Here is a 21,253-nt window from a genome sequence, read left to right on the forward strand (position 1 = left end):
CACCGGTGTCGCCGACCTCCACCGACAGCCAGCCGACACCAGCCGGACCAGCCAAGCCAACGGGGCCAGCAAGGTCAACGGGACCAGCCGGATCAGCCAGACCAGCGGGGTCAACGGGACCAGCGGGGCCAGCGGGGCCCACGGGGCCCACGGGGCCCACGGGGCCAACGGGGCCAACGGAACCGACGGGGCCAACGGAACCGACGGGGCCAACGGAACCGACGGGGCCGACAGGGCCAGCCGGAACCGCGCCGGTGCGGGCCCAGGAGGCGAGCAGGGTGGTCTTGCCCCAGCCCGCCGGGGCCGAGACCAGGGTGACCGGTGCGCCGTCGGCGTCCAGCCGCCTCAACAGGCGCGTGCGGGCGAGCACCGGTCCGCGCGGCACGGGCGGGGTCAGCCGGGAGGCCAGCAGTGGTATCGACAGAGCACCGTGCTGGTCCGACAGAGCACTGTGCTGGTCCGACGGCATCCGACCCTCCCCCAGGGACGCGTCACGGGTGCGGACAGGCGGATACCCGACCGGTCTCGCTTCACCCCTTCGGGGGGAGCCGGTCTCACCCCCACCGGACCGATGCTGGAGGAGCCGGACACCCCTTGGACACGAGAGCAGGGCACGTCCGGACAGCTGGCACGACCGGAGGGCAGGTGGTGACGGATGAGACGTTCGACCCGGGGCGGGATGATGCTCGCGGCGACGATCGTCGGAATGGCGGCGGGTCGGGCGTTGGTCGCCGCCGGCCGGCAGCACCGCCAACACGCCACCGGCCGGCGGCACCGCCGACGCACCACCGGCCGGCGAAGTGCCGACGCGTCCGGCCAATGGCAGGTGGTGACCGTGGACCGGCCGCCCGCCCAGGTGCTGCCGGGCGGGGTCTGGCCGGCACCGCTACGTCAGCTCGACGGGGCGGTGGAGGTGCGGGTGGGTTCGGCACCCGGGGAACGGGGCACCGAGTTGGCCGCGCGGTGGCGGCCCGGGGTACCGGCCGGGCTGGCCGCGCACCTGGTGGGTGACGATCCCGCACGGTTGGTTCGGCAGGCGTTGCGGCAGGTCAAGCAGCTCGCCGAGACCGGTGAGCTGCTGCGGTCGGACCGATCGTCGATGGACCGGCCGGACGGGGCCGGACCGGGGGTGTGGTGATGCGGGCACTGTGCTGGGACGGCGGCGACGGTCTGGTGGTACGCCAGGTCCCGGACCCGGAGCTGCGCAACGCCCATGATGTCATCGTCCGGGTTCGGCGCAGCGCCGCCTGCGGGGCCGAGCTGCCGATGCTGACCGGCGGACAGCCGGCGCCCGGCGTCGGGGAGGCCCTCGGGCACGAGTTCCTCGGCGACGTGGTCGAGGTCGGTCCGGAGGTGAGCCGGCACCGGGTCGGCGACCGGGTGGTGGTCTGTTCCACCGTCTCCTGCGGACGGTGCTGGTACTGCCGGCGTGGGCTCTACTCCTGCTGTGACAACGGCAGCAGCGCCGAGGCGATGGTGGCCGAACCGCCGTGGGGCGCACCGGCCGCCGGGTGTTACGGGCACCCGCGTTCGGCCGGCGGCTTCGCCGGCTCCCACGCCGAGTACGTCCGGGTCCCGTACGCCGATGTGGGTGCCTTCGGGGTGCCGGAGGGGGTCAGTGACGACCGGGCGGTGTTCGCCTCGGAAGCCGCCCCGACCGGCTGGCTCGGTGCCGACCTGGGTGGGGTGGGCCCGGGTGACGTGGTGGCGGTCTGGGGCGCGGGGGCGGTCGGCCAGTTGACCGCGTTGGCGGCCCTGATGCGCGGCGCGGAACGGGTGATCGTGGTCGACCGGTACGACGACCGGCTCCGGATGGTCGAGCGTGCCGTCGGGGTGGAGACGCTGCATCTGGGGCGTACCGATGTCGCCGCCGAGCTGCGCGAACGCAGCGGGGGGCGGGGGCCGGACGTGTGCGTGGAGGCGGCCGGGGAGGGCGGGCCGCGGGCTCGGTCCTTCGCTGCCCGGCTCGGCGGCCGGCCGGCGGGGGACGCACCGGCGGTCCGGGAGGCGGTGCACGCCTGCCGTAAGGGCGGGACGGTGGCCGTCCTCGGCGCGGCCTCCGGGTTCGTCGACGCGTTCCCGCTCGGTGCGGTGCTGCACAAGGGACTCACCGTCCGGGGCTCCCGCCAGAACGGTCAGCGGTACGTGCCACGGCTGCTGGAGCTGATGGCCCGCGACGAGGTACGGACCGAGCACCTGGCCACCCACCGGCTGCCGTTGGAGCAGGGGCCGCTCGGGTACGACCTGTTCCGGACCCGCGCCGACGGCTGCGTACGGGTGGTCTTCGCCCCGCAGGAGGCGGCCGGCTGACCGGTCGGGCCTGGCGCGGGGTGTCCGACTCACCGTGGTGCCGCCCCGTTGTCGACGAACCGGAACACCGTGTCCGCGTCCGCCGCGTCGGCCTCGGCCAGCACCAGCCCCAACTGGCTGGAGTGTCGGAGGAACGCGGACCCGTTGCCGATGGTGTGGGTGCGGTCGCCGTCCGCCGTCGGGCCGGTCCCGATGGTGAACTGCTGTGCCGGGTCGGTCGGTACGCACCGCGCCGCCACGATCGGCGGCGTGCCGCCACCCGCGCCGACCTGCCAGCAGTGCCTGGTCCCGGCGCTGTCCGGCTCGGCGGTACGGATCAGGTAGCTGCCGTCCGGTTGCGGGAGGAAGACGAAGAGGCTGCGTCCCTCGTCACCGTCGACCTCGCCGAGTTGGCCGTCGTCGAGCAGGGAGACCGCCGATTCGAAAGCGCCCGTCCGGACGACGGCGTACTGACGCCGGGCGAGCTTGAGCGGATCCACCTCGGCGGCGGGCGTCGAGGCCGAGGTGCCGGCGCTGGTGGCCGGAGCGGCACCGGTCGGGGCGCTGCCGCTCGCGGTGCCGCCGGTCGGCGCAGTGTCGACAGGCGCGCTGCCGGTCGGGGTCGGCGTCGGTCGAGCGAGGTTCGGCGTCGGCAGCGACGGTAGCGGAGCCGACCGGGACGGGACGGCGGTCGGCCCGGCCGGCAGGGTGTCGGGCGGTCGGCCGGCGAACCCGGCGATGCCGACCCCCACCGCCCCGAGCAGCACGACCCCGAGTACGGCGGTCGCGCCGTACCGACGCCGACGGCGCGTGTCGCCGCGGCGGCGGACGTCGGAGGCGGTGGCGACCCGACCGGTCTGCCGGGCGTGTCGGGCCAGTTCCCGCAGCGCCTCGTCAAGGTTGTCGTCAGGTGCCATCGTTCCTCCTTCCGCCCGCGCGCTGGTGCGGCGTCGCCTTCCGGTCACGACCGCGGGGCTCCGCTGCGCCGTACTCCTCGCGCCCGCCCACCCTCAGGTGGGCGGCCAGGTCCCGGCGGCCACGGACGAGCCAGGTCTTGACGGTGTTCGGGTTGCTGCCGATCTCGGTGGCGATCTCGGTGACGCTGAGGCCGACCAGATGGTGCAGGACCACCACCCGACGCTGGTCAGCGGGGATGCGGCGCAGCGCGGCGACGAGTGCCACGTGGTCGACGGAGATCCCGTCGAGGTGCTGGTCGACGGTCTGCCGGTGGTGGGCCCGGAGCCGGTTCACCGTCCGCCGCCAGGCGCTCACCGCGATGCGGTAGGCGACGGTGCGTACCCAGGCCTCCGGGCTGTCGCACTCGCGCACGGTGGACCACCGGTCCCAGGCCCGGGCGTACGCCTCGGCGACCGCGTCCTCCGCGTCGGTCCGGTTGCCGAGCATCGCGTACACCTACCCCAGCAGGCGCTGAGCCGACGACGTGTAGAACGCGTCGAACTCCTCGGCATCACGCATCGATCATGCCCTCTACCTGTCCGGTTGTTCCGGTACGGTCACCGTCCGGTGGCGGCACTCGGCGCTGCCAGCCGGCAGCCCGACGTGGCCCGGTCGGGCCCCCCGCCCCGCCCGCAGCGGATCCTGGGGCGTGGTGCGACCCGACCGGGTCGACGATCAGTTTCGGGGCGCGGCCCCGTTGTCGTTGATTTTGAAGTAGCTGACCGGCGGGTTGTCGCCCAACTCTTCCATGATCAGACCGTTGCTGGCCGAGGTCCGCAGGTACGCCGACTGGTTGCTGATCAGGTACACCGTGGCATCACCCCGCTTGTCCGGGTCGATCACGAACTGCTGGTTGCGGTCGTTGGCGTTGCAGGTGGCACCCCGGACGCTCAGTGGCTCGTTGGTGTTGGGGTTGTGCACCCGCCAGCAGAGCGGGCTGGTGCTGCCGCGCTGGTAGGACTTGATCAGGTACTTCTTCCCGCCGAGCGGGGTCGGCGCGAACAGCTGCCGGCCCTCGTCCCCGTCGACCTCGGTCAGGCGCCCGCCGTCGAGCAACGACAGCCCGCCCTCGAACGAGTCGACCCGGACGATCGTTCCCCACCGCTTCCCGGTCAGCACCGGCGGGACGGCTTCCGCCGGCTTCGGCGCGTCGTCCTTCGGCGCGACCGACCGGGTCGGGGCCGCCTCTGACGGTGCCTGCTCCGACGGGGCAGCCGACGAACTCGCAGTCGCCTCCTGTGGCGGCGTGGCCGACTGGGTCAACGCCACCTCCTGCGCCGGGGTCGAGTCGGTCGCCGGCGCGTCCGCGCCGCACGCCCCCAGCGCACCGGTAAGCGCCACCAGTCCGGCACCGGCGATCCATCGCTTGATCGACATTTCACGTCTCCTCGTCGGCACTGCGGCCGACCGCAGTGGTGAATCTACTGTGGAAGCGGGAGCTTCACCCTCACGACGCCCGGACCCCGATCCCGGTTTCAGCCGGCGCCACATTTTTCTCGGCCCGACCGACAGGCGGCACCGGCACCGACCCCCGACCGGCAGGCGGCACCGGAGGCTCACGGCCCGGCCGGTGGGCCGCCCGGCGCCCTGGGCGTTCCGGCAGATCGGCGCGGTCCGATCATCCGGCCGGGTCGGCGGCGGGGTGGCAGACTCGGTGGATGCGTGACGACCGGCCGTACGACCTTGTCCTGTTCGGCGCGACCGGGTTCACCGGCGCGCTCACCGCCGAGTACCTGGCCCGGCACGCCCCGGCCGACCTGCGGTGGGCGCTGGCCGGGCGAAACCCGGAGAAGCTCGCCGGGGTACGGGACCGGTTGGCCGGCATCGAGCCCCGCCTGGCGGAGCTGCCGCTGCTCACCGCCGACGTCACCGACGCAGACTCGCTGCGTACGGTGGCCCGCAGCGCCCGGGTGGTGGCCAGCACGGTCGGCCCGTACGTGCACCACGGCGAGCCACTGGTGGCCGCCTGCGCCCAGGCCGGCACGGACTACCTGGACATCACCGGTGAGCCGGAGTTCGTCGACCTGATGTACGTGCGGCACCACGCCGAGGCGCTGCGCACCGGGGCCCGGCTGGTGCACGCCTGCGGCTTCGACTCGATCCCGCACGACCTGGGGGTCTGGTTCACCGTCACGAAACTGCCCGACGGGGTGCCGATCACCGTCGACGGGTACCTCCGCGGCGGTGGTCGGTTCTCCGCCGGGACGTACCACTCGGCGCTGACCGCGCTCTCCCGTACCGCGCAGGCCAGCCGGGCGGCCCGCGAGCGGAAGGCCGTCGAGCCGCGCCCGGACGACCGGCGGGTGCGGGCCGTACCGGGCAGGATCGGTCGGTCGGCGGAGACCGGGGGTTGGGCGGTCCCGCTGCCGACCATCGACCCGCAGGTGGTCCGCCGGTCGGCGGCGGCCTGCCCGGAGTACGGCCCGGACTTCCGCTACCGGCACTTCGTCTCGGTCAAGCGGCTGCCCGCCGTGCTGGCCGGCGCGGTCGGGCTGGGCGGCCTGCTGGCGCTGGTGAAGCTGCCAACGACCCGACGCTGGCTGTTCGGACGGCTGGCCTCCGGGCAGGGCCCCACACCGCAGCAGCGGGCGAAGTCGTGGTTCACCGTCCGGTTCGTCGGCGCCGGTGGTGGCCGTCGGGTGGTCACCGAGGTCGCCGGTGGCGACCCGGGCTACGACGAGACGGCGAAGATGCTCGCCGAGTCCGCGCTCTGCCTCGCCCTGGACGACCTGCCACCCACCGCCGGCCAGCTCACCCCGGTCGCCGCCATGGGCGACCACCTCCTACACCGCCTCACCCGCGCCGGCCTAACCTTCCGCACCCTGGAGTAAGGAAGGGCCCCCTGTTAACGCTTTCGGTAGAGAAGGGAACCCCTCTCACCGCCCCGGCGGCAGCGAGCACCGCGCGGGCGGCGGGCGGGGTGAGTGACGGGTGCGGGGTGGACCCTCGACCTGGTCGAGGTGGCAGGATCGGCCGGTGTGGGAGGCGACCTGCACAGCATCGGCGAGTTCGCCCGCGCCAGCGGGCTGAGCGTGAGCGCCCTGCGGTTCTACGACCGCTCCGGCATCCTGACGCCAGCGCTTGTCGACCCGGCCACCGGCTACCGCTGGTACGCCGACGAGCAGGTGCTGCCGGCCCGCCTGGTGGCCGGGCTGCGCCGGGTCGGCATGCCGCTGGCCGACATCGCCGCCGCGCTGCGCCGACGCGACGAGCCGGCCGCCGTACATCGGCTGCTCGACGCGCACCTGCGCCGGTTGGAGGACGGGTTGACCGACGCCCGACGGGAGCTGGCCCGGGTGCGGGCGTTGCTGGAACCGGTCGGGGCCGCGTCGACCACCCGGCTGGTGCTGTCCGGGGCCGAGTTGGCCGCCGCCGTCGACGCGGTGCGCTTCGCCGCCGGCGTCGACCCCGATCTGCCGATGCTCGCCGGGGTGCTGGTCGACGTCGACTCCGACGAGGTACGCCTGGTCGCCACCGACCGGCACCGGCTGGCGGTGGCCCGTACCCCCGCGCGGGTGGCCGGGGCGGCGGTGCGCGCGCTGCTCCCGCTCGGTGCGGTGGACGAGCTGCGCGCCCTGCTGGCCACGGGCCCCGACGGTACGGTCAGCGTGGAGATCGCGCCGCCCACCGTCGCGGCCGTGGTGGGCGACCGGACGATCCGGGCCACCGCCCTGCCGTACGACTTCCCGGACTACCGCCGGCTGCTGCGACGTACCGTCGACGACCGAGAGGTCCGCCGGATACCTTTCGACGTGCCAGCTCTGCGGGCCGCGCTGCACGCGGTTCCCGTCGTGGTCCGGGAGCACGACGGGGTTGCCCATCCGCTGACCGTGCTGGGTGTGGACGCCCACGACGGACTACGGCCCCTGACGCCGGCCGAGGCCAGCGTGGCAGACGGTGAGCTGCGGATCGGGGTGAACAAGGGGTACCTGCTCGACGCGCTGGACGCCGCCGGCGACGCCCAGCTGGTCCTGGAGCTGGACGGCCCGGTCACCCCGCTGGCGATCCGCCGTCCCACCCGGCCGGGCACCTTCTCCGTCCTGATGCCCATCCACCTCTGACTATCTCTCCGTGCTGAGGGACGGAGGTCTCCTCCAACGCAAGACACACCATCGACATAGGATCGGTAGGTAGGAGTCTCTACGTGTGCGGTCAAGGAGAACGAACGTGGCGAAGCGAAAGACGTCCGAAGAGTGGGCGGAATGGGCGAAAACCTACCGTAGACTTCGCACGAATGGGCACATCGTCGTCACCGCGGGAAAGCTCCAAGTCAAGGTGGACGGGCTGGACGCGGCCGAGATCCGGTTCGCAAAAAATCTACGCCACTACAACAACCCCGAGAAAAGGGGCTCGCACGGCGGGCCACGGGACATGCCACCGCTGCTGCGAAACGAACTGTTCCAGAACGGCCACCTCCCGGATACGAGCACCGCACTGCGGAACGGCCAACGAACGTTCCACCGATCCGAGGACAATGCGCTCGCGATGGCCGAGGCCAAGAAAAGGCACGGAGAGGCAGAACCCAGCGCCCGTTGTACCGTCGATGTGGACGGGATCGGCACCGTCAACATCGGTAGACGGCTCAAGAACATCGGGCGGGGCCAGGTAAAGAACCCGGGCGACATGGAACTCATGAAAATCATCGAGTACGGCTGGGACAGCTATGCCCCACCGCCGAGCAGCCACGACGCGCACACCCGCTACCTCGCCCTGAAGGCGAACCGACCCACCCCCGAACAGCTCCAGAAACTCACATCCACCGAGCCCGCCGCCCAGCCGACAGCGGCCGAGGTCGCCGCCGCCAGACTGCCGAGCTACCCCGGACACCCGTACGCCGAAGCGTCAAGCTCCACTACGCCAGCCAGCCCGCCCTGGAACCCGAACGCGCAGTACCAGCAGCCCTGGCACCCGGACCAGGCGCGCGGACAACAACGAGGCCCCCGCCCCTGACCCACCGCCGGACGACACCAGCGCCCACCGCCGGGCGGCCACCGGAGGATCGAACGCTCTTGGCCGGCCCCGTGCTGGGTCATCGCCACCTGGCGGCGGGCGGTAGCATCGGGGGGTTGGTCACCTGGACGTCCGGACGGAGGCGTACGAGCAGCATGCTCGACATGGAGTTGATCCGGAAGGATCGCGAGGCGGTCGCGACCGCGTTGGCAAAGCGGCTCGATCCGGCCGAGGTCACCGCCGCCCTGGACGAGATCGGGCAGCTCGACCGGGACCGGCGCGCCCTGATCACCGAGATCGACGCCGAACGGCAGCGCCGCAAGGCCGACGCCCGGGCGTACGCGGCGGCCAAGCGGGCCGGCACCGAGCCGCCCGCCCCGGACCCGGGGCGCAAGCAGGTCGCCGAGTTGGAGGCCCAGCTCGACGAGGTCCAGTCCCGGTTGCGGGGCCGGATGAGCGAGCTGCCCAACCTGCCCGCCGACGACGTGGTCCCCGGCGGCAAGGAGGCCAACCGGGTGGTGAAGACCTTCGGTGCGCCGCCGGCCATCGAGCAGGTCCGCGACCACGTGGAGCTGAGCCGGATGCTCGGGCTGGTCGACCACGAGCGGGGCGTCAAGCTCGGCGGTTCCGGTTTCTGGATGTACACCGGGATGGGCGCCCGTCTGGAGTGGGCGCTGCTCAACTGGTTCATCGACGAGCACGTGCGGGCCGGTTACGAGTTCCTGCTCCCGCCGCACCTGTTGCTGGACACCGCCGGTTTCGCCGCCGGCCAGTTCCCCAAGTTCTACGACGACGTCTACCACCTGGACCGGGAGTCCGCCCCGCGCGGGCAGTTCCTGCTGCCCACCTCGGAGACGGCGATCCTCGGGGCGTACCAGGACGAGATCCTGGAGACGTCGAAGCTGCCGCTGAAGGCGTTCGCGTACACCCCGTGTTACCGGCGGGAGGCGGCCGGCTCGCACTCGGACGAGCGCGGCACCGTGCGGGGGCATCAGTTCAACAAGGTGGAGATCTTCCAGTTCACCCTGCCCGAGCAGGCCGACGCGGCGCTGGAGGAGATGCTCGCCCACGCGGAGAGCCTGGTCGAGAAGCTGGGCCTGCACTACCAGCGCAGCCTGCTGTCGGCCGGTGACGCCAGCGCGTCGATGAAGAAGACCCTCGACATCGAGGTGTGGATGCCAAGCACCGGCAAGTACAAGGAGGTCTCGTCGGTCTCCTGGGCCGGGGACTACCAGGCCCGCCGGGCGGCCATCCGCTACCGGGAGCCGGGTGGCAAGCAGACCCGGTTCGTGCACACCCTCAACGGGTCGGCGCTGGCCACCAGCCGGCTCTTCCCGGCCATCCTGGAGCAGTTCCAGCAGCCCGACGGCTCGGTGCTGATCCCCGAGGTGCTACGCGACCGGCTCGGCACCGACCGCCTCACCCCCCGCTGACCGCCCCCTCCCCGCCCGCCCGGCCACCGTCCGGGCGGGCACCGTCCGCCCGGCCACCGCCCGGCCAACCATCGTCCGGGCGGGCGGGACCACCGGCCGGCACAGGAGCGCCGGCGGCAGTGGCGGGACGGGCCCGCCACCCAGGCCCGGCGGCCAGCGCCAGCAGGAGCACCAGCAGCACGCCCAGGGTGACCGGGCCGGCGGTGTCCAGGGCGGCGACCAGCTGCTGCTGGACCCGGCCGGCGGCGGTCACCACCGGGTCGTGCACCGCGTCGCGTCGGCCGGCGGCCAGCCGCAGCTCGTACCAGCCGTACCAGGCGACGTAACCGCCGGCGGCCAGCAGCACCGCGCCGCCGAGCCGGGGCACGACCGCGCCGGCACCGCGCAACCGGGCCACCAGATGGCCGCGTAGCAGCGCGACGCCGAGCGCGGTCACGGTCACCACCAGACCCATCCCGATCGCGTACGCCCCGAACAGGGCCAGCCCGCGCAGCGTGGAGCGGGCCTGGAAGCTGGTCGCCACGATCGCCAGGAACGGGGCGATCGCGCAGGTGAGCGAGGTCAGCGCGTACGCCATGCCGAACAGGGTCATGGCCGGCCAGGTCCGGCTCAGCCGGGGTGCCCTGGTGAACCGGGGCGGGCCGGGCAGTCGCCGGCCGGCGAGCAGCCAGCAGCCGAGGGCCACCAGCAGCAGGCCGAGCAGGAGGGTCACCCAGGGCAGCCGGGGGCGCAGCCAACCGGTGAGCGGTGCCAGCGCCAGCCCGAAGGCGCCGAAGACCAGGACGTACCCGATGGTCAGCGCGGCACCGGCGGTCAGCGCCCGCCGCACCGCACCCCGCCGACCGACCTCGTCGCGACTGCCCCGCCCACCGAGCCGGCCGCAGCCCTTGGATCCGCCGCGACCACCGCCGGCCCCGCCGCGACCACCGGACGGCCCGCGCCCACTGCGCAGGCCGCGACCGGCGACGCCCGCGCGGTCCGGTGACGCGGCGCGCTCCGGTGGCGGGTCGACGACCAGGACCGAGAGGTACGCCGGCAGCATCGCGAAGCCGCACGGGTTGACCGCGCCGAGCATGCCGGCGGTCAACGCCAGCAGCAGCGGGGCCGACAACACCGGTCAGCCGGCGAGTTGGGCGAGTCGCCGGGTGAGCGCCTCCCCGTCGAGGAATCCCTGGTGGACGATTCGGCCGTCGCGGTCGATGATCACGAAGGTGCTCTGCTCCACCACCTCGAAGCGCCGCCAGACGGCACCCTCCCGGTCGTCGAGGGTAGGCATCTGGGCCAGCTCGAACTCGGTGACGAAGTCCCGGATGGCCTGCTGTTCGCCGAGGCCGGCCACCCCGATGATCGGTACCGTGTCGCGGTAGACCGGGGCCACCTCGGCGACCGTCCAGGCCTGGCTGGCGCAGGTGGCGCACCAGGGTGCCCAGAACCAGAGCACCACCGGCCGGCCGGCGAGCGCGGCGGCGGAGAAGGGCTTGCCGTCCAGGGTGCGCCCGGTGAAACGCAGCGTCTCCGGCGCGGGCGGGATGCTCGACGGCACCGCGCCCGCCCCCGGCGGGATGCCCAATGGCACCGCACCCGCCCCCGGCGAGCCGGAAGCCGTCGGAGCCGGCCCGGCGGGTTGGGTCACGCCGACCGGGCGGGGTGGTGCCGCGCCGTCGGGCTCGCCGGCGGTGCAGGAGAGCGTACCCAGCAGGGTGGTGGCCAGCAGTGCGGCCACGACGGGTCGTTTCCGCATCCGCCGGCTCCTTTCGGTGCGGTCAGCCGGCCTTGACCAGGCGTAGCGCGAGTTCGGGGCAGACCTTGACGGCCTTCTGCGCGCCCTCGCGCAGCCAGGTCGGCACCGGGGTGGGTGGGAAGGCGGGGTAGCCGTTGGCGTCCAGCCGGATGAAGTCCGGTACGACGTGGGCGCAGAGCCCGTGGCCGTCGCAGCGGGACCAGTCCAGGGTCAGCTTCTGCGGGTTGCCGTCGGGTGCGCCGGGCAGCCCCATCACGCCCTTGACCCGTCGGCCGCAGCCCTCGCCGGTGGTGTGCAGCCGCAGGTCGTCGGCGAAGACCTCCATCGCGGAGAGGGCGAATCGGGACGTACCGTCGGGGTGGCTGCACGCGCCACGGCCCTTGACGTCGCCGGCGGCGGCCCGGACCACCTCGACCGGGGCGCTGCCGGAGACCGCCAGGTCGACGGCGCGGGCCAGGTCGGGCAGGCCCATCTTGCACGGTCCACACTGCCCGGCCGACTCGCCGGCCAGGTAGCGGACCACCTGGGCGGCCTCGCCCAGCGGGCAGGTGTCCTTGCCGAGCGGGACGATGATGCCCGCGCCCAGGGTGCCGCCGACGGCGGCCAGCCCCTTGCGGGACACCTCGGCCCGGTCCGCCGCCGCCGCGGTGATCCACTTGCCGTGGTAGCCGCCCATCAGGATGCCCGGCCCCTCCGGCACCTCGCAGAGGTCGAGCACGTCCCGCAGCGGCGTACCGGCGGCGCACTCCACCACAGCCGGGCGGCCGGCCGCGCCGGTGACGGTGAGCAGGACGGTACCGGGCTCGTCGTCGGTGCCGAGCGCCGCGTACTCGTACGGGCCGAGCCGGGCGGCGACGGCGAGCTGCGAGTACGTCTCGGCGTTGGAGAGCAGCGTCGGCAGCCCGCTGACCCCCGAGTCGCTGGAACGCTTCTTGGTGCCCGACGGGATGTGCGGCAACCCGTTGATGCCGTTGATCAACGCGCCGCCCTCACCGGAGATGAACCGGTGCGGCACGGTGACGATGCTGGTCCGTACCGGCATCGGGCGCTCCTCCAGCGCCAGGGTCAGCGACTCGCGGCCGATGCCGTCGTCGGCCACCCCGATGACGATCTCCTCGGCGTCCAGCGCGAACGCGGCCAGCGCCGCGCCGTCGAGGATCAGGTGCGGGGCCCGGGTGAGCAGCACCTTGTCCTTCCAGCTCGCCGGCTCCCCCTCGGTGGCGTTGACCACCACCACCGGCGAGAGGTCCTGGCGCTCGCAGGACTCCAGCACCGCGCGGAGCTTCTTGGCGAACGGGAAACCCGCCCCGCCCTTGCCCTTGAGCTGCATGCTCTCGGCCAGCCGGAGAAGGTTGGCCGGTTCCATCGGGCCGATCGGGCCGTGGACCTCCTCGTGGGCGTACCGGTCGAGCCGGCCGAACTCGGCGAACCCGGCGGTGAGCCGGGGCTCGCCGACGCAGGCCACCGGCGGCACCGTCGTTCGCATCGTCATTTCGCCTCACCCCTCAGGCCGGCCCAGTACGCGCTGTCGACCGCGTCGGCGTTGGCCCGCTTGCCGCGCCGCGCCGGTCCCTTGTCGGAGGCCTTACGGGCCCGCCGCGAGGCCAGGTCGACCAGGGTCGGCGTGTCGTCGACGGGCAGTTCGTCGGTGACGTACCGGCCCGGGGGCCGCCAGTAGTCGGGAACCTCCTCCGGTTCCTCGTCCTCGATGCTGTGCCGACCGCTGCCACTGCGCGGCGCGGCGGAGATCGGCTCGCGCGGCGCGGCCGAGACCGGGTCCCGGGGCGCGGCGGAACGGGGCGCGGCCGAGACCGGGTCGCCGGCCTCCCAGCGGCGCGGGCTGTCCCACGGCTCCTCGGGGGCCTCGCTGCTCAGCGGCGGCGCGGAGTACCGGGCGCGGGCCTCCACCCGGGGCCGCGACCGGCGGGTGGTCACCTCGACCTCGTCGTCGTCGCGGCGGCGGCGCGACGTCCGCTCCTCGCGGCGGGCCACCGGCGCGTACTCGTCGGCGTCCCGACGGGACCGACGGTCCTCTTCGTCGCGACGGGAACGACGCTCGTCCTCGTCCCGGCGGGAGCGACCTTCGTCGTCGCGGCGGCGGGCGACCGGGGCCAGCTCCTCCTCGTCGACCCGACGACGACGGGAGCCGCGCTCGGGCTCGGCCCGCAGCAGCTCGGTGTCGTCGTCGCGACGCCGCCGGGCCGGCCGCTCGTCCTCGTCCCGACCCACCGACACCAGGTCGTCCTCGTCCCGCCGGCGCGCGACGGGCGCCAGCTCCTCGTCCCGCCGACGGGCGGCCGGGGCCAACTCCTCGTCCCGGCGGCGGGGCGGCCGGACCGGCTCACGCAGGGTCCCGGGCTCCGGCACCACCGGTACGGTGAACCGCTCGGTGTCCCGCCGCCGGGCAGCACCGGCCGACGTGGACCAACCGCTGGTGGTGGTGGTGTCGGCCCAGCCGGCGGAGCGACCCCGACCCGACTTGCCCTCGCCCTTCTTCTCCCCGGCCTCGCCCTTACGCCCGGTGAGGTTGGCCAGCAACATCTTGCCCAGCCCCTGGTCGACCGGCTTGCCGGCCATCGCCAGGTTCAGCGCGGCGGCCTGGGTCTGCTCCCGGCTGCGCTTACCCAGCGTCACCGAGAGCCGGACGAAGAGCGCCACCACCACCAGCAGCACACAGGCCAGGTAGCTCAGGGTCACCCAGGTGGCCGGCGGCCGGCCGGTGTTCAGACCGTGCCCGATGGCGAACGGCCAGGAGACGTACGCCATCGAGTGCAACCCGCGCCAGAGCCACTTCGGGCCGACCCCGGCGAAGCGGGCCCGGATCAGACCGGTCCAGAGCACGCTCACCATCAGCAGGGCCGAGATGGTGCCGAGCCCCACGTAGAGGCCCCGACCACCGACGAACGGCACGATGGCGTCGGTGCTGCCGGCCCGCCCAATCGCGATCTTGGTGATGACGTGGAAGACCAGGCCGACCACGCCGATGATGCCGGTGGCCCGGTGCGCCGACTGGAGCAGCACCCGGTGCGGGATCTTCAGCACCAGCCGGTCGGTGGCGATCAGTCCCATCATCACGGTGAGGCTCAACGCGACCAGGGCGACCACCCCGGCGAAGAACTCGGTGAAGAAGAAGGAGAACGCGTACACCTGCTGCCCGGCAGAGGTGAGCATGGTGACCGCCCAGATCAGGGCGAGCACCGACCCGATCAACAGCATGATGGTCATCGGCGACCGGGCCTTACCTCCTCTGCTACTGCTCATGGTGCGGACGGTCTCGGCCTTCTCGCTCTGCTTTGCCCGGGCCATCTGCTCCTCGATCGTCTAACGGCGGCACGCCACCGGCCGACCCTGCTCCCACATCGAGTACGGCCGGACACCGCGAGCGGATCACCGGCTGCCAAAATTTTTTGGCAACTTCTTCGAACCGGTCGCCCCCGCCACACGTGTACGCCCCCACAGGTGCAAGGAAGGGCCCCCTATTAACGCATTCGGTATAGAAGGTGCCCCTTCTCACCCACGAGGTGGCCGAGGACGGGGCGGACGAGGGTGGGCGAGGACGGGGCGGGGCCGCTGAGCGGGGCGGGCGGGGCGACGCGAGGCAGGGCAGGGGCTTGGCGAGGGCTGGACAGGGATAGGCAGGCCGGGCGGGGGCAGGCCAGGCCGAGCGAGGGCACGCCGGGCCGGGCGGGGGCAGGCCAGGCCGAGCGAGGGCACGCCGGGCCGAGCGAGGGCACGCCGGGCCGAGCGAGGGCACGCCGGGCCGAGCGAGGGCAGGCCAGGCCGAGCGAGGGCACGCCGGGCCGAGCGAGGGCAGGCCAGGCCGGGAGGGGGCAGGCCAGGCCGAGCGAGGGCACGCCGGGCCGGGCGGGGGCACGCCGGGCAGGGCGGGGGCACGCCGGGCAGGGCGGGGGCAGGCCAGGCAGGTGGGCGCTCGATGCAACGAGAAGATCTTGGAAGGAATTCGCCCCCTGGGGGGCCTAATTTCTAGTCACCCTGGCTGCTGCGGACGCCTCGCCAGCAAGAAAAGGGCAAATAGGTGCAAGGTGGTCCGGCTGTCCAGTCCGACCGATGGCCGATGAGATCGCTCCCTCACCCCGCCCCCTCCCCACCCTTGCCGCGCCCCTACCCCTGCCCCTGCCCACCCACCCCGCCTACCCCACCTCTCCGCGGGCTCTCTCCGTACACGATGGGTGTAGATCTTGGACACTTACCGTCCAAATAGAACGGTAAGTGTCCAAGATCTACCTCGGGGTTCGCTTCGACCGGTGAGTGGCGGGTGGAGGGCGTGGGCTGACGTGGGCGTGGAACGGGACAAATGCCCTGAACTGGGGCGATTTCTGGGTGCAGGTGGGGGAAGCTAGGACATCGGCGCTACTCGGGGCTCCTCCTCTCGGCCAGGCGAAGCGGTAGGTTCACCGGGCAGGGTGCACAAGCCTGCCGGACGAGCAGCCACGACCAGCCGGCCACTTGATGGGGCCCGGTGTCCGGAGCGCTCACCACTGGCTCGTTGCTTCAGCCGAGGCGGAGCGCGCTGAGCGCGTTCACCAGGGTCGACGTGCCGGTGAGTGCCCGTGGCCCCGCCGCCTCGGCCAGCCAGAACTGGCAGCCGGCCCGATCCACCCGTACGGCTACGACCTGCCCCGCGTGCCGTTCGGCCAACCGCCGCAACGCTCGGTGCAGTTCCCCCGACCCCGGATCACCAGCCCCCAGGTCACCCGCGCCCAGATCGCCAGCGACCGGTGCACCAGCCACCGGACCGGCCACGACCGGACCACCGACCACGACCGGACCATCGGCCACGATCGGACCACGGACCACGACCGGGCCACCGGCCACGATCGGACCATCGACCACGACCGGACCACCGGCCACGATCGGACCACCGACCGGACCGCCCACCGCCGGTGACCCGGCAGGCGCCGCATCAGCCGCCGCCGGTACGCCGAACCTCGGGAGTGGGACCGGTCGACCAGGAGCCCGGGGTACGGCCGCCCGCAGCGCCGCCCCCAGGTGCGTGACCCGGTCGGCGACGGCCGCGGGCAGGCTGGGCCACCAGGGCGGATCGAGACACGGCGCATCGAGGCACGACGCATCGAGACTCGGCACATCGGGACGCGGCACATCGGGACGCGGCACATCGGGACGCGACTGATCGGAGCAAAGCTGATCGAGGCACGGCGCATCGGGGCGCGGTGGGAGGTCGACGCGCCACCGTATCCCGTGCATCCGACTCGGGTCGGTGTCGTCACGCCGGTGGTCGCGGGTCACCACGACCAGGCTCAGGTCGAGGCCGGTGACGAGGCGGATCAGGTCCGCCAGCGAGGGTACGTCCGGGGTCTGCGCCAGCACCAACAACCGGGCACCGGGCAGCCCTCGCCCGGCCTCGGCGACGTAACGCCCGGCCGGCTCGCCGCAACAGGCAGACCCGCCGGCACAAGCAGGGCCGCCGGCACAAGCAGGGCCGCCGGCACAAGCAGGGCCGCCGGCACAAGCAGGGCCGCCGGCACAAGCAGGGCCGCCGGCACAAGCAGGGCCGCCGGCACAAGCAGGGCCGCCGGCACAGGCAGACCCGCCGCAACAGGCAGGGCCGCCGGCACAGGCAGGGCCGCCGGCACAGGCAGACCCGCCGCAACAGGCAGGGCCGCCGGCGCAGGTGACTGTGCCGTCGAGCAGGTGTTGGCCGAGGGGCTGCCGGCCGGGCTGGTCGAGGTGGGTCAGGTCTTCGGGGCGTACCCCGAAGGAGGCGGCGAGGGACGCGGCCCGGTAGTGCTCGCGGAGCTGGCGGATCGGCGTACCGTCGGGTTGGTGGCCGACGACGACGGCCTGTTCGCCCGGGGCCGGCTGCCAGCGGCGGTGGGTGACCCGGGTCAGGTCGGTGACCGTCACGGTCACCGCCGGGTAGATCCGGCGGCTGTCCCCGCAGGTGCCGCACGGACCCCAGCCGGGGGCCAGGCCCGCGCCGCAGCACCGTGGACAGTCCGGGTCGGGCTGAGCCGGGGTACGCCGGCAGCACGTGCAACGCCGCAGGGTGCTGCCGGGCCGGCAGTCGGGGCAGTCCCGGTGCCGGATCGGGGCGGCCCACCAGGTCGGCTCGGGCGGTTCGACGACGCGCAGCAGCCCGGTGGACGCCCAGCGGACGATCTGCCCGGTGTCCCGCTCGTGCAGGATCTCGCCCGGTTCGCCCTCGCGCAGCGGCGTGTGCCACCAGTACCCGTTGCGCCAGACCGCCTGCGCCGCCGGCCCGCCACCCAGGTCGCCGTGGCCCCGCCCGTCGAACGCACCCACATCGAAGCCGCCCCGCCCGTCGAACGCACCCACATCGAAGCCGCCCCGCCCGTCGAACGTGCCCACATCGGAGGGCACCGCCAGGTCGGCGCGGATCCGGCGGTCGAGCGTGGCCAGGTCGACCGTCTCCGGCGCGGAGAGCATCCCGAGTGACGAGCGGACCGTGTACGCCGGTGCGGTCAGCCCGGACTCGGCGAGCCGGGCGGTGGCGCTGCCGATGGTGGTGGCCGCGACGGCGGCGGCCAGTTCACCATGATGTTGGTACGCGTCGCCGGGTACCTCCGAGCCGGGCAGTTCCAGCCGGATGTTCCAGGAGACCAGGCCGGCGCGTTGCCGGGCCTCGACGACCAGGTCAAGGTGGAGCAAGTTCGCCAGCCGGCAGAGCCAGCCGAGGTGCCGACCCGGCTCCGGTGGATCATCCTTGGCGGCGGCGGACCGCCCGAGCAGTACCCGCCACGGATGGTGGTCGGCCCGCGCCAACGCCTCGGCCTCGATCCGGTGCCGCTCGTCGGCCGGCAGTTCCGGCCGCCAGCTCGCCGGCAGCCAGAGCAGCGTCGCGTCGGGCTCCGGCCCCAACGGCCCGATCCCGCGTACGTCGAGTGCGCCGACGCGCGCCGCGAGCCGGTCGACCACCGGCCGCAACGGCACCTCCCACGCCCCGTCCGGCCCGCGCCGCGCGTCGATCCGACCGGGCCGGATCCGCGTCGAGTCGGCCGCCCCGGTGTCCAGGTTGACCACCGTCACCACCAGCTCCGCCCGCCGTACCCCGGCCCCGCCGCACCACAGGCAGGAGCGGACCACACTGCCGTCGCCCTGACAGACCCGACAGTCCCGGTACGCCTCGTCGGCGTAGTCGCCGCCGTCGACCAGGAACCGGTCGCCGCCGCTGGCGCACTCGCACCGGCTCACGCTGAAGGTCAGCCCCGAGCAGTCCGGGCAGACGATCGTCGGTGCCGCGCTCACCGCCGGTCCATCCAATCGGCGCACTCCCCCTCGTGGGCAGCCCGCAACCGGCACCGCCGGCCCCGACCCAACAACAGGTCACAGAAAACCCGATGCCGTACGCCCTGCTCGTCCTCGGCCGACACGGTCGACTCCCCCGGGTCGACCTGCGGCAGGATCCGCGCCCACCGGCTGATCACCCGGGCGAGTCGTTGCGCGGCGGGCAGGTCCGGTGCCACCACCGGCAGATGGATCACCCAACGCTCGCTCACGACTGGTAGCTCCGCTCGTTCAGCATCCGCGCCTGCTGCGACTGCCAGCGGCGCAGCGCGTCCCGGAACCGGTCGGTCTCCCGTCGACTGTTCGCCACCGCCTCGTACGCGATCGCCAGGTCCCCGGCGACCCGTTCCAGGAACTCGTACACCTCGACCGGATCGAGCCCGCGCCGCCCGACCGGCGTCCACCCGAAGCGTTGCGCCCGCACCCGCCCCGGCACCAACGGCCGGTACGCCGCGGAGCGATAACACGTCGGCCGTACCACCGACCGACTGTCCCGTCGACGCCGGAGCCTGCCCCGGCACCTGTTCCCGACTCCGCTTCGGACCGTGCCGCGGAGTGTTGTTCGGAGTGTCCTTCGGACTGCACGAAGGAAGCGCATGACAAGACCTCACCTCTCGGTACCTACCTGTAGGGAGGGGTGGTCCGTCGACCCGCCGGCACCGACGGCCCCACCCCGGCACCTGCCACCGCAGCCACGACCAGCCGTACGACAGCAGGGCACCACACGACCTCTGAGCTGCGCATATCCACAGTGGCCGTGCAGGAAGTAGAGCACCACGGAAGCCGTTCTTGCAACGTATCAATCGGGCCCCCAAGATCTATTTTACATGAGCGAAATACACTGAGTGATATGGCTATTGCTTAATCAACATCACGCGGGTTCAATTGGACGGAGGCACGTTGCCGAACAACGAGCATTGGAGACAGACGGGTGTCACAGAACGTGACCGGCACGACCATGCTGCGGCGCCAGATCGGCCGCAAGTTCGAGTCACTCCGCAAGGTGGCCGGACTAACGATGGACCAGGCCGCCGAACGCCTGGACCGCGCACGGGCGACGCTCCACCGCATCGAGAACGGAGCCGAGCACGTCCGCTTCCGGCAAGCTGACGTGCAGCAGATGCTCGACCTCTACAGCGCGTCCAGTGAGGATCGCGAGCTTCTATTGGCGATGACCGCCGCCACCCGAGAGAACAAGAACTGGTGGCACGACTACTTCAGCTCGGGCCTGCCTCGCTGGTTCCAGCTCTACGTCGGGCTGGAGTCCGCAGCCTCCGCGATCCGCCAGTACCAGCCCGAACTCGTCCCCGGCCTGCTCCAGACCCGGGCATACGCCGAACACGTCTTCACGATGCCGGGCAGCCCGATCAGCCTCGGCGACAACACAGAGCAGAATCGCGCCGTTGAGCTGCGGGTGGAGAGACAAGGGCTGCTCACCCGCTTCGCCGCACCGCAACTCAGCGTGATCCTCAACGAGGCGGTGTTGCGACGACCGGTTGGTAGCGCCAAGATCATGTTGGAGCAGTTGCACCAACTCTTGAAGGCGACCGAACTACCGAACGTCACTGTTCAAATACTGGAATTTTCCGCCGGCCTACACGCCGGAGCGATGAGCGGAGCCTTCTCGATCTTGGATTTTCCCCAGGGCAGCGGGGGTGAGGTGCTCGAACCCACCGTGACCTACCTGGACACGACGACCGGTGCCATCTACCTCGACAAGCCGCGCGAGACTGCCGCTTACAACGCCATCTGGACCGATGTGGCGGGCCGCGCCCTCAACGAGTCACGCTCGAAGGCAATGATCCACCGTATCGCAGAGGAGTACTCACGTGCCTGACCTGACCGGTGCCACGTGGCGCAAGTCGAGCCGCAGCAACAACGCCGGCGAGTGCATCGAAGTCGCCGACAACCTGCCCAGCGTCGTCGGCCTCCGCGACAGCAAGGACCCCACCGGCCCGGCCCTCACCTTCGAGCCAGCGGCATGGTCGCGATTCATCGGAGGGGTCAAGCAGGCCGCCCACCGCCCCTGAACTACACCGCTCGGGATGCTGACTGGGCTCGTCGGTCAGCATCCCGCTGCGTTCCTCGATGTTCTCTTCTCCAACCCGCGGACTCAACGTCGCCCCGAACCGACAGCGAACGCTGCCGGACTGTATGCCGGAGCGCTGTGGGGCGCCTACGACAGCATCTGGTCCGACCTGGCGGACCGTGCCCTCAACGAGTCCCGTTCCAAGAAGCTGATTCACCAGATCGCAGAGGAGTGCTCCCGTGCCTGACCTGACCGGTGCCATCTGGCGCAAGTCCACCCGCAGCAACAACGGCGGCGACTGCGTTGAGGTCGCCGACAACCTGCCAGGGATCGTCGGCCTGCGCGACAGCAAGGACCCCACCGGCCAGGCCCTCACCTTCGAGCCGGCATCTTGGGCGCACTTCGTCGCAGGCGTCAAGCAGGCCGCTTACCGCTCCTGACACCGCTCCCGGGCCTGACCGGTAGTCGGCACTCCGATGCTTTCGCTCGGCAGTTCTTCCACCCGCCGGACTCCACGTCAGCCCGACCGCACTGAACGGCCACGCACCGCCGGACGAGGGTGCCAGC

Annotated in this window: 20 protein-coding genes; 10 read left to right on the forward strand and 10 right to left on the reverse strand. The window is 72.7% G+C overall.

Annotation, left to right across the window (positions count from 1 at the left end; genetic code table 11):
- Positions 1 to 655 precede the first annotated feature (655 nt).
- Positions 656 to 1,138 (forward strand): hypothetical protein, encoded by a 483-nt coding sequence (locus ACN28G_RS18020; protein WP_421479840.1) that lies wholly within the window; start codon positions 656 to 658, stop codon positions 1,136 to 1,138.
- Positions 1,138 to 2,310, forward strand: coding sequence for an alcohol dehydrogenase catalytic domain-containing protein (locus ACN28G_RS18025; protein ID WP_421479842.1), 1,173 nt, complete (start codon positions 1,138 to 1,140; stop codon positions 2,308 to 2,310). Before ACN28G_RS18020 ends, ACN28G_RS18025 begins: the two co-directional genes overlap by 1 nt.
- 29 nt (positions 2,311 to 2,339) lie before the next feature.
- Here ACN28G_RS18025 and ACN28G_RS18030 read toward each other — a convergent pair whose 3' ends face one another.
- From ACN28G_RS18030 to ACN28G_RS18040, 3 genes are all read right to left on the reverse strand, one after another.
- Positions 2,340 to 3,206 (reverse strand): hypothetical protein, encoded by an 867-nt coding sequence (locus ACN28G_RS18030; protein WP_421479844.1) that lies wholly within the window; start codon positions 3,204 to 3,206, stop codon positions 2,340 to 2,342.
- Positions 3,196 to 3,693: an RNA polymerase sigma factor gene (locus tag ACN28G_RS18035; RefSeq protein WP_421479846.1), complete on the reverse strand. Its 498-nt coding sequence runs from the start codon at positions 3,691 to 3,693 to the stop codon at positions 3,196 to 3,198. Before ACN28G_RS18035 ends, ACN28G_RS18030 begins: the two co-directional genes overlap by 11 nt.
- A gap of 228 nt (positions 3,694 to 3,921) precedes the next feature.
- Positions 3,922 to 4,623: a hypothetical protein gene (locus ACN28G_RS18040; protein WP_421479848.1), complete on the reverse strand. Its 702-nt coding sequence runs from the start codon at positions 4,621 to 4,623 to the stop codon at positions 3,922 to 3,924.
- Between the two features lie 281 nt (positions 4,624 to 4,904).
- Here ACN28G_RS18040 and ACN28G_RS18045 point away from each other — a divergent pair, with 281 nt between their 5' ends.
- The 4 genes from ACN28G_RS18045 to serS all read left to right on the forward strand — a co-directional run bounded on the left by ACN28G_RS18045 (position 4,905) and on the right by serS (position 9,629).
- Positions 4,905 to 6,077 carry a saccharopine dehydrogenase family protein gene (locus ACN28G_RS18045; RefSeq protein WP_421479850.1) on the forward strand — a complete coding sequence of 391 codons (1,173 nt, stop codon included), beginning with the start codon at positions 4,905 to 4,907 and terminating at the stop codon, positions 6,075 to 6,077.
- 159 nt (positions 6,078 to 6,236) lie between these two features.
- Positions 6,237 to 7,307, forward strand: coding sequence for a MerR family transcriptional regulator (locus tag ACN28G_RS18050; RefSeq protein WP_421480932.1), 1,071 nt, complete (start codon positions 6,237 to 6,239; stop codon positions 7,305 to 7,307).
- 106 nt (positions 7,308 to 7,413) lie between these two features.
- On the forward strand, positions 7,414 to 8,196 hold the full coding sequence (locus ACN28G_RS18055; protein WP_421479852.1) for a hypothetical protein: 783 nt from the start codon (positions 7,414 to 7,416) through the stop codon (positions 8,194 to 8,196).
- 155 nt (positions 8,197 to 8,351) lie between these two features.
- Entirely contained in the window at positions 8,352 to 9,629 is a 1,278-nt protein-coding gene (gene serS, locus ACN28G_RS18060) for a serine--tRNA ligase (RefSeq protein ID WP_091441809.1), read from the forward strand.
- Here serS and ACN28G_RS18065 read toward each other — a convergent pair.
- From ACN28G_RS18065 to ACN28G_RS18095, 7 genes are all read right to left on the reverse strand, one after another.
- Positions 9,616 to 10,740 (reverse strand): cytochrome c biogenesis CcdA family protein, encoded by a 1,125-nt coding sequence (locus ACN28G_RS18065; protein WP_421480933.1) that lies wholly within the window; start codon positions 10,738 to 10,740, stop codon positions 9,616 to 9,618. The genes serS and ACN28G_RS18065 overlap by 14 nt on opposite strands.
- Positions 10,741 to 10,746: 6 nt before the next feature.
- Positions 10,747 to 11,370 (reverse strand): TlpA family protein disulfide reductase, encoded by a 624-nt coding sequence (locus ACN28G_RS18070; RefSeq protein WP_229688230.1) that lies wholly within the window; start codon positions 11,368 to 11,370, stop codon positions 10,747 to 10,749.
- 22 nt (positions 11,371 to 11,392) lie between these two features.
- Positions 11,393 to 12,862, reverse strand: a complete 1,470-nt coding sequence (locus ACN28G_RS18075; RefSeq protein WP_091441812.1) for an NADH-quinone oxidoreductase subunit NuoF family protein — start codon at positions 12,860 to 12,862, stop codon at positions 11,393 to 11,395.
- Positions 12,859 to 14,631, reverse strand: a complete 1,773-nt coding sequence (locus ACN28G_RS18080; protein WP_421479854.1) for a hypothetical protein — start codon at positions 14,629 to 14,631, stop codon at positions 12,859 to 12,861. The genes ACN28G_RS18075 and ACN28G_RS18080 overlap by 4 nt, the downstream gene beginning before the upstream one ends.
- 1,251 nt (positions 14,632 to 15,882) lie before the next feature.
- Positions 15,883 to 18,618, reverse strand: coding sequence for a hypothetical protein (locus ACN28G_RS18085; protein WP_421479856.1), 2,736 nt, complete (start codon positions 18,616 to 18,618; stop codon positions 15,883 to 15,885).
- On the reverse strand, positions 18,615 to 18,869 hold the full coding sequence (locus ACN28G_RS18090; protein WP_421479857.1) for a hypothetical protein: 255 nt from the start codon (positions 18,867 to 18,869) through the stop codon (positions 18,615 to 18,617). Before ACN28G_RS18090 ends, ACN28G_RS18085 begins: the two co-directional genes overlap by 4 nt.
- Positions 18,866 to 19,138, reverse strand: a complete 273-nt coding sequence (locus tag ACN28G_RS18095; protein ID WP_421479858.1) for a DivIVA domain-containing protein — start codon at positions 19,136 to 19,138, stop codon at positions 18,866 to 18,868. The genes ACN28G_RS18090 and ACN28G_RS18095 overlap by 4 nt, the downstream gene beginning before the upstream one ends.
- Before the next feature lie 477 nt (positions 19,139 to 19,615).
- On the opposite strand from ACN28G_RS18095, the gene ACN28G_RS18100 reads away from it, so the two are divergent.
- From ACN28G_RS18100 to ACN28G_RS18115, 4 genes are read left to right on the forward strand one after another with little or no spacing between them, the layout of a single operon-like run.
- Positions 19,616 to 20,494, forward strand: coding sequence for a helix-turn-helix domain-containing protein (locus ACN28G_RS18100; protein ID WP_175440805.1), 879 nt, complete (start codon positions 19,616 to 19,618; stop codon positions 20,492 to 20,494).
- Entirely contained in the window at positions 20,487 to 20,687 is a 201-nt protein-coding gene (locus ACN28G_RS18105; protein WP_421479860.1) for a DUF397 domain-containing protein, read from the forward strand. The genes ACN28G_RS18100 and ACN28G_RS18105 overlap by 8 nt, the downstream gene beginning before the upstream one ends.
- 15 nt (positions 20,688 to 20,702) lie before the next feature.
- Positions 20,703 to 20,933, forward strand: coding sequence for a hypothetical protein (locus ACN28G_RS18110; RefSeq protein WP_421479861.1), 231 nt, complete (start codon positions 20,703 to 20,705; stop codon positions 20,931 to 20,933).
- A complete protein-coding gene (locus tag ACN28G_RS18115) occupies positions 20,926 to 21,126 on the forward strand; it encodes a DUF397 domain-containing protein (protein WP_421479863.1) in 201 nt (66 codons plus the stop codon). Before ACN28G_RS18110 ends, ACN28G_RS18115 begins: the two co-directional genes overlap by 8 nt.
- Positions 21,127 to 21,253 lie beyond the last annotated feature (127 nt).

Origin of the sequence: Micromonospora sp. WMMA1923 (genome assembly GCF_049179195.1) — a bacterium.
GTDB classification, from domain to species: domain Bacteria; phylum Actinomycetota; class Actinomycetes; order Mycobacteriales; family Micromonosporaceae; genus Micromonospora; species Micromonospora yangpuensis.

Excerpts from the sequence above, each read along its gene's own strand:
- ACN28G_RS18020 (WP_421479840.1), top strand. The coding sequence starts at position 656 with ATGAGACGTTCGACCCGGGGCGGGATGATGCTCGCGGCGACGATCGTC.
- ACN28G_RS18025 (WP_421479842.1), top strand. The coding sequence starts at position 1,138 with ATGCGGGCACTGTGCTGGGACGGCGGCGACGGTCTGGTGGTACGCCAG.
- ACN28G_RS18030 (WP_421479844.1), bottom strand. The coding sequence starts at position 3,206 with ATGGCACCTGACGACAACCTTGACGAGGCGCTGCGGGAACTGGCCCGA.
- ACN28G_RS18035 (WP_421479846.1), bottom strand. The coding sequence starts at position 3,693 with ATGCTCGGCAACCGGACCGACGCGGAGGACGCGGTCGCCGAGGCGTAC.
- ACN28G_RS18040 (WP_421479848.1), bottom strand. The coding sequence starts at position 4,623 with ATGTCGATCAAGCGATGGATCGCCGGTGCCGGACTGGTGGCGCTTACC.
- ACN28G_RS18045 (WP_421479850.1), top strand. The coding sequence starts at position 4,905 with ATGCGTGACGACCGGCCGTACGACCTTGTCCTGTTCGGCGCGACCGGG.
- serS (WP_091441809.1), top strand. The coding sequence starts at position 8,352 with ATGCTCGACATGGAGTTGATCCGGAAGGATCGCGAGGCGGTCGCGACC.
- ACN28G_RS18070 (WP_229688230.1), bottom strand. The coding sequence starts at position 11,370 with ATGCGGAAACGACCCGTCGTGGCCGCACTGCTGGCCACCACCCTGCTG.
- ACN28G_RS18075 (WP_091441812.1), bottom strand. The coding sequence starts at position 12,862 with ATGACGATGCGAACGACGGTGCCGCCGGTGGCCTGCGTCGGCGAGCCC.
- ACN28G_RS18080 (WP_421479854.1), bottom strand. The coding sequence starts at position 14,631 with ATGAGCAGTAGCAGAGGAGGTAAGGCCCGGTCGCCGATGACCATCATG.
- ACN28G_RS18100 (WP_175440805.1), top strand. The coding sequence starts at position 19,616 with ATGCTGCGGCGCCAGATCGGCCGCAAGTTCGAGTCACTCCGCAAGGTG.
- ACN28G_RS18110 (WP_421479861.1), top strand. The coding sequence starts at position 20,703 with ATGCTGACTGGGCTCGTCGGTCAGCATCCCGCTGCGTTCCTCGATGTT.